General features: G+C 67.8%; 10 protein-coding genes. 3 read left to right on the forward strand and 7 right to left on the reverse strand.

The annotated features are described in order from the left end of the window. Positions 1 to 66 precede the first annotated feature (66 nt). A complete protein-coding gene (locus V0R62_RS02750) occupies positions 67 to 1074 on the forward strand; it encodes a GlxA family transcriptional regulator (RefSeq protein ID WP_330102632.1) in 1008 nt (335 codons plus the stop codon). Between the two features lie 121 nt (positions 1075 to 1195). Here the strand turns inward: V0R62_RS02750 and V0R62_RS02755 are convergent, their stop codons facing one another. After that, positions 1196 to 1741, reverse strand: a complete 546-nt coding sequence (locus V0R62_RS02755; RefSeq protein ID WP_330102633.1) for a thioredoxin family protein — start codon at positions 1739 to 1741, stop codon at positions 1196 to 1198. Beyond that, entirely contained in the window at positions 1731 to 2006 is a 276-nt protein-coding gene (locus V0R62_RS02760; protein WP_203646871.1) for a DUF2790 domain-containing protein, read from the reverse strand. Before V0R62_RS02760 ends, V0R62_RS02755 begins: the two co-directional genes overlap by 11 nt. Before the next feature lie 219 nt (positions 2007 to 2225). On the opposite strand from V0R62_RS02760, the gene V0R62_RS02765 reads away from it, so the two are divergent. Further along, entirely contained in the window at positions 2226 to 2966 is a 741-nt protein-coding gene (locus V0R62_RS02765) for a response regulator (RefSeq protein ID WP_050705623.1), read from the forward strand. Further along, the gene (locus V0R62_RS02770; RefSeq protein ID WP_330102634.1) at positions 2963 to 4249 is read left to right on the forward strand and encodes a sensor histidine kinase; all 1287 of its coding nucleotides are present in this window, start codon (positions 2963 to 2965) and stop codon (positions 4247 to 4249) included. The genes V0R62_RS02765 and V0R62_RS02770 overlap by 4 nt, the downstream gene beginning before the upstream one ends. 68 nt (positions 4250 to 4317) lie before the next feature. On the opposite strand, the gene V0R62_RS02775 is transcribed toward V0R62_RS02770, so the two are convergent. The 5 genes from V0R62_RS02775 to V0R62_RS02795 all read right to left on the reverse strand — a co-directional run bounded on the left by V0R62_RS02775 (position 4318) and on the right by V0R62_RS02795 (position 12549). Beyond that, entirely contained in the window at positions 4318 to 5199 is an 882-nt protein-coding gene (locus V0R62_RS02775) for a pirin family protein (RefSeq protein ID WP_330102635.1), read from the reverse strand. A 223-nt stretch (positions 5200 to 5422) separates the two neighbouring features. After that, positions 5423 to 7060, reverse strand: coding sequence for a phosphoglucomutase (alpha-D-glucose-1,6-bisphosphate-dependent) (pgm, locus tag V0R62_RS02780; RefSeq protein WP_330102636.1), 1638 nt, complete (start codon positions 7058 to 7060; stop codon positions 5423 to 5425). A gap of 79 nt (positions 7061 to 7139) precedes the next feature. Then, a complete protein-coding gene (locus tag V0R62_RS02785) occupies positions 7140 to 9395 on the reverse strand; it encodes an ATP-dependent DNA helicase (RefSeq protein ID WP_330102637.1) in 2256 nt (751 codons plus the stop codon). Then, the gene (locus V0R62_RS02790) at positions 9392 to 11044 is read right to left on the reverse strand and encodes a VRR-NUC domain-containing protein (RefSeq protein WP_330102638.1); all 1653 of its coding nucleotides are present in this window, start codon (positions 11042 to 11044) and stop codon (positions 9392 to 9394) included. The genes V0R62_RS02785 and V0R62_RS02790 overlap by 4 nt, the downstream gene beginning before the upstream one ends. Positions 11045 to 11148: 104 nt before the next feature. Further along, positions 11149 to 12549: a hypothetical protein gene (locus tag V0R62_RS02795; protein WP_330102639.1), complete on the reverse strand. Its 1401-nt coding sequence runs from the start codon at positions 12547 to 12549 to the stop codon at positions 11149 to 11151. Positions 12550 to 12825 lie beyond the last annotated feature (276 nt).

Below are 12825 nucleotides of genomic sequence, written 5' to 3' on the forward strand. Positions count from 1 at the left end.
CCCCTGTTGTCTTTCCCCACGCGCCACCGCACACTCGTCCCCGCCAGCCAGGAAGCGGAGTCCGCAGTGCCCACGCCACGCCAGTTCAGCAAGAAGACCAGCACCAGCAACATGCTGCGGCTCAAGTCCGGTGACGCCGGCAGCCAGCGCCCCTACCGCGTGGACTTCGTCCTGCTCGAACATTTCTCCATGGCCAGCTTCACCGTGGCGATGGATGTGCTGGTCACCGCCAACCTGCTGCGCGCCGACAGCTTCACCTCCACCCCGCTGTCGCTGGCGGGCGATCGCGTGCTCAGCGACCTGGGCCTGGAGCTGGTGGCCAGCCCCCTCGAACCACGCAGCCTGCAGGACCTCGACCTGCTGGTGATCTGCGGCGGCCTGCGCACCCCGTTGAAATACCCCGACCTCGACCGCCTGCTGGGCGACTGCGCCAACCACGGCATGACCCTCGCCGGGTTGTGGAACGGCGCCTGGTTCCTCGGCCGCGCCGGGGTGCTCGACGACTACGGCTGCAGCGTGCACCCCGAACAGCGCGCCAGCCTGGCCGAGATCAGCCCACAGACGCGCATCACCCCAGCCAGCTTCACCCTCGACCGCGACCGCCTGAGCGCCGCCAGCCCCAACGGCGCCATGGAGTTGATGCTCGGCCTGGTGCGGCGGCTGTACGGCGATGCCCTGGCCGAAGGCGTCGAGGAGATCCTGTCATTCTCCGGGGCGCGCTATCGGCAGGTCGGGCCCGGGGCGAAGAAGTCCATGAGCCTGCACCTGCGCACCATCGTCGAGCTGATGGAGAACAACCTCGAGGAAACCCTGAGCCTCGACCAGCTGGCGGCCTACTCCGGGCGCTCGCGTCGGCAGATCGACCGCCTGTTCCAGGCCCAGCTGGGCACCTCGCCCCGGCGTTACTACATGGAGCTGCGCATCACCAAGAGCCGGCGCCTGCTGCAGTACTCGGACCTGTCGGTGATGGAGGTGGCGGTGGCCTGCGGGTTTGTCTCGGTATCGCACTTCAGCAAATGCTATGCGGCGTATTTTGGCTATCCGCCCTCGCGGGAGCAGCGGCTGGGGGAATGACTCTGCTGCGCCCTACCGCAACTGTAGGAGCGGCCTTGCGCCGCGAAAGGGTCGCAACGCGACCCCGGCGATTCCCACGTAATCACAGACTCTGGCAGCCTTGTCGCATTACAAGGTCGCTCTACCCCTGCTCATCCAGCAATTCGCGGATCACCCGCTCCTGCCCCGCATAATCCCCCTCACCAAAGTGCACATGGCGCACCTGCCCCTTGCGATCGACAAAATAATGCGCCGGCCAGAACTGGTTGCCCCAGGCATTCCAGATCCGATAGCCATTGTCCACCGCCACCGGGTAGGCGATGCCCAGTTGCTGCACCTGCGCCCGGACATTGCCCAGGTCATGCTCGTAGTCGTACTCCGGCGTATGCACCCCAACCACCACCAGCCCCTGCTCGCCGTAGCGCCGCGCCCAGTCGTTGACATGGGGCAGGCTACGCCGGCAGTTGATGCAGTCGTAGGTCCAGAAATCCACCAGCACCACCTTGCCCTTGAGCGCGGTGCCATCCAGCGGCGGCGAGTTGAGCCACTGCTCGGCCCCCGCCAGCGACGGCATGGGGCCGTAGCTGTCCCTGGCCAGCAGGTGGCCGGCCAGGCCCAGCCCGAGCAGGGCCAGGGCCACGCCGCCGGCCTTGAGCAGGCGGCGCTTGCCGCGCGCCTCAGTTGTCATGGCAGCCACTGGTGGCGTAGGAGCGGTACTCGACACTCTGCGGCTTGCCCTGGGAGTCGAGGTAGTCCATGCGGGTCTTCACCGGCCCACAGGTGGTGCCTGGCTCATCCTTGACCGACAGCACTTTCTTCACATCCAGCCGGTCGCCGTAGCGGTATTGCATCACACTGGCGTCGTTCAGCGAGCTGCTGCTGGCCTGGGCCGTCAGGGCGCCGAGGCCGAGGACGGCAAACAGGGCTGCGCTGGCAAGGGTCTTGAGGTTCATGGCGTGTCTCCTGGTGCGGATTCTGGTTTGGGAAGGCTTCGCTTCCCGGTCGAGAGCCATTTCACGCCTGCCAGGTATCGCGCATGTGTCCAGCCAGGGGCCGCCGTGCTTCTTCCTGTATCTATGTCGCCAGCAGATACACTGCAATACAAACCCGGGCAGGCAAGCCCGGATCCGCTCGGTACACTGCGCCCATTCCCCACGTACAAGGACACCCCGATGGAACACGCCGATCACATCCTGATCGTCGACGACGACCGCGAGATCCGCGAACTGGTCGGCAACTACCTGAAGAAGAACGGCCTGCGCACCAGCATCGTCGCCGATGGCCGGCAGATGCGCGCCTTCCTGGAAAACAACGCCGTCGACCTGATCGTCCTCGACATCATGATGCCCGGCGACGACGGCCTGCTGCTGTGCCGCGAGCTGCGCGCCGGCAAGCACCGCAACACGCCGGTGCTGATGCTCACCGCGCGCAACGACGAGACCGACCGCATCATCGGCCTGGAGATGGGCGCCGACGACTACCTGACCAAGCCGTTCTCCGCCCGCGAGCTGCTGGCGCGGATCAACGCCGTGCTGCGCCGCACGCGCATGCTGCCGCCGAACCTGACCATCAGTGAGAGCAGCCGGCTGATCGCCTTCGGCCCATGGCGGCTGGACACCACCGCCCGCCACCTGCTCGATAACGAAGGCACCCTGGTGGCGCTGTCGGGGGCCGAGTACCGCCTGCTGCGGGTGTTCCTCGACCATCCGCAGCGGGTGCTCAGTCGCGAGCAACTGCTCAACCTCACCCAGGGCCGCGAGGCGGACATCTTCGACCGCTCCATCGACCTGCTGGTCAGCCGCCTGCGCCAGCGCCTGGGCGACGACGCCCGCGAGCCGACCTGCATCAAGACCGTGCGCAGCGAAGGCTACGTGTTCTCGCTGCCGGTGCAGTTGCTGGAGTCGCCGGCATGAAATGGCCGCGCACCCTGGCCTCGCGACTGGCCCTGATCTTCTTCACCGGGCTGGTGCTGGCCTATGGCCTGTCGTTCAGCCTGCAGGCCTACGAGCGCTACGTCAGCAGCCGCTCGATGATGCTCAGCAACCTGGAACTGGACGTCTCGACTTCGGTGGCCATCCTCGACCGCCTGCCCGCCGCCGAACGGCCGGCCTGGCTGTCGCGCCTGGAGCGGCGCACCTACCGCTACCGCCTGGACGGCGGCCTGCCCGGCGAGGCCATGCCCAGCGCCGACCCGCCCATGGCCGCCGAATCCATTGTCAAGGCCATCGGCGACCGCTACGCCCTGACCTTCCAGGAAATCCCCGGCCCCAATGCGCACTTCCAGGCCCACCTGCGCCTGGCCGACGGCGCGCCGCTGACCATCGACGTCACCCCCGCCCCAGTACCGGTGGCCACCTGGCTGCCGGTGGTGCTGCTGATCCAGCTGGCGGTGCTGCTGGCCTGCACCTGGCTGGCGGTGCGCTTGGCCATCGGCCCGTTGACCCGCCTGGTCCAAGCGGTGGACAACCTCGACCCGAACAGTCCCGGCCCGCAGCTGGACGAAAGCGGCCCGCGCGAAGTGCGCTACGCCGCCGTGGCCTTCAACGCGCTGCAGGCGCGCATCGCCGCCTACCTCCAGGAACGCATGCAACTGCTGGCCGCCATCTCCCACGACCTGCAGACGCCGATCACGCGCATGAAACTGCGGGTTGAGCAAATGGACGACAGCCAGGAGAAGGACAAGCTGGCGCACGACCTGGACGCCATGGAGCACCTGGTGCGCGAAGGCGTGGCCTATGCCCGCAGCATGGACAGCGGCACCGAGGCGCCGTGCCGGGTCAACCTCGACGCCTTCCTCGACAGCCTGGTCTTCGATTACCAGGACAGCGGCGCCCGGGTGGACCGCCACGGCAGCGCCCAGGCAACGCTGGAGACCCGGCCCCACGCCTTGCGCCGGGTGCTGGTCAACCTGGTGGACAATGCCCTCAAGTTCTCCGGTGCCGCGCAGCTTGAGGTGGAATGCGAGAACGGCGTGACGCTGATCCGCGTGCTCGATGACGGCCCGGGAATTCCCGAGGCGGAACTCGACGATGTGCTCAAGCCTTTCTATCGGGTCGAGGGTTCGCGCAACCGCAGCACCGGCGGCACCGGACTGGGGCTGGCGATCGCCCAGCAGCTGACCCAGGCCATGGGCGGCAGCCTGACCCTGCGCAACCGCGCCGAGGGCGGGCTGTGCGCGCAGGTCGAGCTACCCTGAACCTGGTGCTCACAAAGCCCCAACAAGGCTTGTAGGGGCTTTGTGAACCGACTGGGCGGTGATTGGGATCAACGGTCGCGCTCGACACCGCCCATCTGGCCGAACCGCCCGGCCTGGAAATCATCGAATGACTCGGCGATTTCCGCCTGGCTGTTCATCACGAACGGTCCGTAGCCAACGATGGGCTCGTCGATCGGCTCGCCGCTGAGCAGCAGCACGCTGACCTCCTCCAGCGCCTCGAGGCGCACATCACTGCCATCGCGCTCCAGCAGCACCAGGCTGGCCGGGCCGGCCTCGCGCTCCTCGTTGACCCGCAGGTTGCCGCGCAGCACCACCAGCGCGGCGTTGCGCCCGGCGGCCAATGGCAGTTGCAAGGTAGCGCCGGCCTTCAGTCGCAGGTCCCAGACGTCCATCTCGGTGAAGGTGCGCGCCGGCCCCTGATGCTCCAGGTAACGTCCAGCGATCACCCGCAGGCTGCCCGCCTCGCCTGCCAGCGCCACCACGGGGATGTCGTTGGCCAGCAGTGTCTGGTAGCCCGCCGCAGCGCGCTTGTCCTTGGCCGGCAGGTTGACCCACAGCTGCACCATCTCCAGGGTGCCGCCACTGCGGGCAAAGGCCGGCGAGTGGAACTCCTCGTGGATGATGCCGCCCGCGGCGGTCATCCACTGCACGTCGCCCGGGCCGATCAGGCCGCCGGCGCCGGTGGAGTCACGGTGCTCCAGCTCGCCCTGGTAGACGATGGTCACCGTCTCGAAACCGCGGTGCGGATGCTGGCCGACGCCGCGACGGGCCGTGGTCGGGGTGAAATCGTGGGGGCCGGCGTAGTCCAGCAGCAGGAACGGGCTGATGTATCGGGCCAGGTGATCGTAGGTGAACAGGCTGCGCACCGGGAAGCCGTCGCCCACCCAGTGGGCGTGGGGACTGCGGTGGATGCCCTGGATCTTTTTCATGAGAAGCCTCCTCTTGGATAGGTATAACCTTACCGAGGAGGCTAATTAAGCGGTAGACGGGGGAAATGGCATTGATCGTTCTACTAATAGAACAATGCCACGATCCTGTGGGGGTGGCTTCAGCCGCGAATCAGGCGATGCGGTGCCTGGCACCGGCTGCGCCGGTGTTCGCGGCTAAAGCCGCTCCTACAGGGACCGCGTCGACCTTTTGCCACGAGGTAGATCAGGCGATCGCCGCGTCCACCAGCACCTGGGCTTCGGCCACCAGACGCGCCAGATGCGCCTCGTCGATGAAGCTCTCGGCGTAGATCTTGTAGATGTCCTCGGTGCCCGAAGGACGGGCGGCGAACCAGCCGTTCTCGGTCATCACCTTCAGGCCACCGATGGCCTGGTTGTTGCCCGGGGCGTGGCTGAGGATCTGCTGGATCGGCTCGCCGGCCAGCTCGGTGGACTTGACCTGCTCCGGCGCCAGCTTGCTCAGCAGCGCCTTCTGCCGCGCATCGGCCTTGGCTTCGACGCGGGTGGCGTAGGGTTTGCCCAGCTTGGCGGTCAGGTCGGCGTAGATCTGGCTCGGGTTGCGTCTAGTACGGGCGGTCATCTCGGCCGCCAGCAGCGCCGGGATCAGGCCGTCCTTGTCGGTGGCCCAGACGCTGCCGTCCTTGCGCAGGAACGAGGCGCCGGCGCTCTCTTCGCCGCCAAAGCCCAGCGAGCCGTCGAACAGGCCCTGGGCGAAGAACTTGAAGCCAACCGGCACTTCGTACAGGTCACGGCCCAGCGCGGCGGTGACCCGGTCGATCAGGCCGCTGGAAACCACGGTCTTGCCCACCGCCGCGTCGCTGCGCCATTGCGGGCGGTTGCGGTACAGGTAGTCGATGGCCACGGCCAGGTAGTTGTTCGGCTGCAGCAGGCCGTCGGCGGTGACGATGCCGTGGCGGTCGTGGTCGGGGTCGCAGGCGAAGGCCACGTCGAAGCGCTCGCGCAGACCGATCAGGCCCTGCATGGCGTACGGCGAGGATGGGTCCATGCGGATCTGGCCGTCCCAGTCGACGGTCATGAAGCGGAAGGTCGGGTCGACCTCGGTGTTCACCACTTCCAGGTTCAGCTGGTAGCGCTCGGCGATGGCCGACCAGTAGCGCACCCCGGCGCCGCCCAGTGGGTCGACGCCCAGTCGCAGGTTGGCACCGCGGATCACGTCGAAGTCGATGACGTTTTCCAGGTCGGCGACGTAGCTGCTGACATAGTCGTGACGCTGGGTGGTCGGTGCCGTCAGCGCCTGCTTGTAGTCCATGCGCTTGACGCCGGCCAGGTTGGCCGCCAGCAGCTCGTTGGCCTTGGCCTCGATCCACTTGGTCACGTCGCTGTCGGCGGGGCCGCCGTTGGGCGGGTTGTACTTGAAGCCGCCGCTCTGCGGCGGGTTGTGCGATGGGGTGATAACGATGCCGTCGGCCAGGCCCTGCTGGCGGCCACGGTTGTAGCAGAGGATGGCGTGGGACACCGCTGGGGTCGGGGTGTACTCGTCATCCTGGCTGAGCATCACCTGCACGCCGTTGGCGGCCAGCACTTCCAGGGCGCTGGCGGCGGCCGGAGCGGACAGCGCGTGGGTATCGGCGCCGATGAATAGCGGGCCATCAATGCCCTTTTCCTGGCGATACAGGCAGATGGCCTGGGTGATCGCCAGCACATGGTACTCGTTGAAGCTCAGCTCGAACGACGTGCCGCGGTGACCCGAGGTGCCGAAGGCCACGCGCTGGGCCGCCACCGCGGCGTCGGGACGGCCGGTGTAGTAGGCGGTCAACAGGCGGGGGATATCGACCAGCACGCTGGCCGGAGCCGGCTTGCCTGCCAAAGGACTGAGCGTCATGCGGAACCTCGAAATCAACAGAAGTAGGTGTTGGAACGCGCAGTGTACTGGGAGTTTCAGCGCCAGGCGATGGCGGCGTTCAACCCAGTTGCCACCAACTGGGGAACATCTGCCGCACCCGGGGTTCGGCGAAGCGCTCGTCGATCAGCATCAGCACGCCACGGTCCTGGTCACCGCGGATCACCCGGCCGGCGGCCTGGATCACCTTGCGCACGCCCGGGTACAGGTACGCATAGTCGAAACCGGCACCGAACTGGCGGCCCAGGCGCTGCTTGAACTGCTCGTTGACCGGGTTGACCTGGGGCAGCCCGAGGGTGGCGACGAAGGCGCCGATCAAACGCGTGCCCGGCAGGTCCACGCCCTCGCCGAAGGCGCCGCCGAGCACGGCGAAGCCCACGCCCTGCCCGTGCTCCACGAAGCGTGCCAGGAAGGCCTCGCGCCCGGCCTCGTCCATGCCCGGCGCCTGGCACCAGATGGGCAGTGCCGGATAGCGCTCGGCCAGCAACCGCGCCACCTGTTCGAGGTATTCGAAGCTGCTGAAGAAAGCCAGGTAGTTGCCCGGCTGGTCGGCAAACTGGGCGGCGATCAACTCGACGATCGGCGCCAGCGACGCCTGCCGCTGCTGGTAGCGGGTGGACACCTCGCTGACGATGCGCACCTGCAGCTGCTCGGCCCGGAACGGCGCGGCGACCTCCAGCCAGGCCGTGTCGGCGGGCATGCCCAGCAGGTCACTGTAGAAGTGCCGCGGGTTCAGCGTGGCGGAAAACAATGTGACGCTGCGCGCCGCGCTCATTCGCGGCCCCAGCAACCGCGCCGGCACCACATTGCGCAGGCACAGCGTGGCCAGGCGCCGCCCCCGTGGACCGTTGCGCGGGCTGATATCGAACAGGAAGTGCTCGTCGAACAGCTCGGCGATGCGGCTGAACTGCAGGGCCTGGAAGAAGAACTCCAGCACCTTGGGCTCGACCTCGGCGGGCGCCTGGTTCATGCGCTCCTGGATCAGCCCGATGCATTGCTGCAGGGCTCGCAGGAAGGCGTCCGGCAGCTGTTCGCTGGCCTGGTACGGCGCCACCTGGGCCTTGTACAGCGTGTTCCACTGGCGGTTCAGCCGGTCGAGGGCACTGCCCAGCCTGGCCGGCTTGCTCTGGCGCAGCGCCAGCAACTGCCCCTGGTCGAGGCTGGCGCTGTACATCTGCCGCCCCCGCTCGACCAGATTGTGCGCCTCGTCCACCAGCACCGCCGTGCGCCACTGGTTGGCCTGGGCCAGGCCGTACAGCAGGGCATGGGCGTCGAAGTAATAGTTGTAGTCGGCCACCAGCAGGTCGACCCAGCGCGCCATCTCCTGGCCCAGATAGTAGGGGCAGACCTGGTGCGCCAGGGCCACCTCGCGCAGGCTGGCCCGGTCGAGCAGCGGCACCTGCGCGGCGGCTTCGCGGGCGGCCGGCAGACGGTCGTAGAAGCCCCGCGCCAAGGGGCAGGACTCGCCATGGCAGGCGCTCTCGGGGTACTCGCAGGCCTTGTCGCGGGCGATGAGTTCGAGGCTGCGCAGGGCTGGTTGCGGCGACGCCAGGGTGATCTGGCGCAGCGCATCGAGGGCCAGGGCCCGGCCCGGGGTCTTGGCGGTGAGGAAGTAGAGTTTGTCCAACTGCTGCGGCACCACGGCCTTGAGCAGCGGGAACAAGGTGCCGAGGGTCTTGCCGATGCCGGTGCTGGCCTGGGCCATCAGGCAGCGCCCGGTGCTCACGGCCTTGTACAGCGTCTCGGCCAGTTGGCGCTGGCCCTGCCTGAACGTGGGATAGGGGAATGTCAGCGCGCCGAGATCCCGGTCCCGCTCGCTCAGCCGCCGCTCCTGGGCCTGCGCCCAGGCCAGGAAGCGCTGGCACTGGGCCTCGAAGAAGCGCTTGAGCTCATCGGCGTGGTAACGCTCGCTGATCACCGTCTGACCGTCACTGTCGACATCGAGATAGACCAGCGCCACGTCGATCACCGACAGCTGCCGTGCCTGGCACAGCAACCAGGCATACACTTTGGCCTGGGCCCAGTGCAACTGGCGGTGGTTGTCGGGCTGCCGCGCCAGATCGCCGCGATGGGTCTTGATCTCCTCCAGGCGATTGCACGCCGGGTCGTAGCCATCGGCGCGACCGCGCACCCGCAGCCCCTGGTACTCACCCTCCAGCGCCACCTCCGACTCATAGCCGGCGGCGCGCCTCGCCACCACCCGGCGGTGCCCGGCAATGCCCTCCTGTGCGGTGGGCGACGGTGTAAAGCGCAGGTCGAGGTCGCCGACCTTGGCGCTGAACTCGCACAGTGCGCGCACGGCCACGGTGTAGCTCATGCCGGCACATCGCTCCAGCGCACATGGCAGACCGCAACAGGCAGCCCGTGGGCATGACAGAACTCGAGCCAGCGCAGCTGGTTGTCCTGCAGGCGGTCACCCGGCCCCTTGACCTCGACCATGCGATAACCGCCCTGCCCCGGCCAGAACTGGATCAGGTCGGGCATGCCGGCGCGGTTGGCGCGAATATCCTGCAGCAGGCGCAGGAAGCAGGCCTTGAGGTGCGCGGGTGGCAGGTGTGCGAGTGCCTGTTCGAGCAGGGGCTCGTCGAGCATCTGCCAGAACACGAAAGGCGACTGCAGGCCTTGCTTGGCCTGGTAGCAATCGCGGATGGCCTGGCGATGGCTGCCATCGTCCAGGCGCCCGAGGCAGGCGTCGAACAGTGCCGCGCGGCGCTGCTGGAAATCGACGTCGTGCAGGTCCTGCGGCCCGCTCTGGAACGGGTGGAAGAACGCCCCCGGCACCGGGGCGAAGATCGCCTCCCAGCACAGCAGGCCGAACAGGCTGTTGAACAGGGTGTTCTCGACGTAGTGGACGCTGCCGCCATCCTGTTCCAGGTGCTGGCGCACCGCCTCTTCCACCCCCAGCGCTGCCATTTCGACTGGCAGTTCCAGTTCGATAAGTGTCACTGCCTCGCTGCGCCGGCGCGGCTGTGCCGGGCCGCCAAGCTTGCGCGCCAGGCGTGGCAGCAGGCGTTCCAGCGCCTGGCGCTCCAGGGCGTTGGCGGGCGCCTGGGCCATGTGCAGCGCCAGGGCGTGGGCCTCTGGCCATTGCTCGCTGCGCTCATGCACCCGGACCTGGCGAATACGCGCCTCGGGGTGGGCGCAATCGGCGTAGATCCGCAGTGCCAGGCCCCAGTCTCCGAGACGCTCGCACTGCTGGCCGAGGCTGAACAGCAAGCGTGCCCGGCGCCGGGACAACCAGGGGTTGCTGTGGTCGAGCCCGTCCAGCGCCGCGAGCAGTTCGGCAGGCGCGGCGCCCTGCTCCAGGCGTTCGGCACAGTGGTGCAGGGCCATGGCCAGGTCGACTTCGGTGCGCTGGCACAAGGCGCGCGAGTCGTCGCTGAACGCCACCTGCTCGTAGCGGAACACCCCGAGGTCGGCAAGCACGAAGTCCGACCAGCTCTGGTAGAGGTTGCCGAAGAACAGCAGCCGCAAGCGATCACATAACGGCTGCTGGCACCAGCGCAGGATCCGCACCGGGAAACCGGGGTACCACTGGGCCAGCGGGGCGGGCGACAAATCCAGGGCCTGCAACTGCTCCAGCAACTCGGCCTTGCCGGCGCGCGGCCGGGGAAGGCGCCCGGCGAAACAGTTCACCAACTCGTCCTTGCGCAGCAACGCCCCTAGCTGCTCGAGGGTCAACGTCGCATCGTCGGCCACCCAACCCAATGCCTGCAGTGGCGCCAGGGCCGCTTCGGTGTCGCCGATCTCGGCATAGTCGAGCTTGTCGCTGCGAAACAGCTCACCCTTGCGCATGACCATGCGCACCAGCAGGGCCTGGCTGGGGAACGGCAGTTCGCTGAAGGCGTGGATGAAACCTTGCTCGTCGCGGTTAAGCAGGTCGGCATAGCGCTGCCCGACCCAGCTCAGGACCTGGCGGAAGTTATGCAGGTAGTACAAGGGATCATCAACGGAATGGGCGATCATGGTGCGCGTCGGGTGCTGAGGAACAAGCACTGGTTATACATACAGATGGCATAGCTGGGCAAGCGTGCTGGATCGACGGTCACACGCTCGCCCAGGCAACAGGCCTACTCGACGGCGCGCAGCAGGGAGTAGCCCTCACCCCGGCTGGCCGGCAGGGGCCGCAGCCACAGGTCGCGCCGGCCCAGCAGCTGGAACAGGCGCAGGGCCTGGTGGCTAAGGGTGCCGGCATACAGCCCCCGCAGTTGCGCAAGTTGCAGACCGCTGGTTTCAACCAGCCATTGGCTGACCGGCTCCGGGCAAGGACGCCCCTGCAAGGCGCGGTGCAGGTACGGCAGCGCGACGCGCATGCCCGGATGACACCGCAGCACGAAGGCCTCGAGGTTGTGCCCTTGCGCCTCGAACGGGGTGAACAGCTGGCAGACCAGTTGCGCCTCGCTCACGCCATAGGCGCCAGCCAGGCGCGCCTGTGCCTCGCTGCGCAAGGCCCGGCCCTGGGGCCAGGCGGTCGACGGCTGGCGCAAGCGCTGGAAGAATGCCTGGGTGCCTTCGCGGTAGCTACGCTGGTCCAGGTACTGCGCCTTGAGCCCATGCAGGTGGGCTAGCGGCAAGGGATCGAACAGCCCTGACGGCCCCTGGGCCTGACCGCCCTGGGCATCCTGTCGGCCAAGCATGCGGTCCAGCGGCCCGCCGTCGTCGGGGTGGCGTAGCAGGTCCTCGACCAGCACCAGGCGCGGCTCGCTGCCGGGCTGGCGCAGCACGGGCGAAGTCGGCGGTTGCCAGGGATCGGCCAGTACCCCACCCAACTGCTCGAGGCCCGCCGCCAGCACATTGTGGGGCGTCAGGGCGTGCGCCACCTCCACCGTATGGCGCAGGCAGCGTCGCCCCCAGGCCAGCAGGCGATGGCGCTGGGCGAACGGCACGGCGCTGAGCAGGATCTGCTCGCCGACCTCCCCCGCCAGCGCCTGGCCCAGGCTGTTGGCCAGCTCAAGGTAGCCCCTGGCGCCGAGCAGCGCGTCCGGCTGGCCGCCGACCAGGTGACCGAACAGCAACCAGGCGTTGCCCGTATCGGCCAGTTGCTCGGCCGAGCAGGCCTGGCGAGCGCCGAACAGGCCGAGTTGTCCACCATCGGCACGCAGCAGCTCCACCCGCGGATCGTCGTGCAGGAACAGCGCGCTGAAACAGCGGTCGTGAAGGGCCAGGGCGGTGTCGTCGAGGGTCGGCAGACGGGCCGCCAGCACCTGCAGCCGGAAGGTCGCGCCATGGCGCAGGGCGATGCTCAACTGCGCGGCGCGCAGGCAGGCCACCAGGTGCGCGCTGCGCCGGTCGACGCCGTGCAGCACCAGCACCCGGATGTTGCCGACGTATTCCTGGCCGCCGGCGATGACCAGCAATCGCTGGACCAGCAGCTGCACCGAGGCGCGCTGGGCCTGGGTCATGTGCTCCAGCAGGCGCTGCAGGACTTGCTGGTAGACATAGTGCATGGCTTGGTCGTGGGTCTCGGTCATGCTATCGCTCCATCTCCCTGACGGCTTCGAGTTGAAGTCCGATTCTGGCAGATGAATAGCAAACCGAGCTTGAAGGAAACTTCCTAAAGCCTAGTAGGACATTTAGCTAAATTTCCAGCCCTGCAGACTGCGCCCTCCTGTAGGAGCGGCCTTGTGTCGCGAAAGGGCCGCAAAGCGGCCCCAGTGGTTGATGCGTCAACGCTGAAACCCTGGGGCCGCTACGCGGCCCTTTCGCGACGCAAGGCCGCTCCTACAGGGACCGCGTACGACCTGAGG

Origin of the sequence: Pseudomonas carassii, from assembly GCF_036324045.1 — a bacterium.
Taxonomy (GTDB): Bacteria; Pseudomonadota; Gammaproteobacteria; order Pseudomonadales; family Pseudomonadaceae; genus Aquipseudomonas; species Aquipseudomonas peradeniyensis.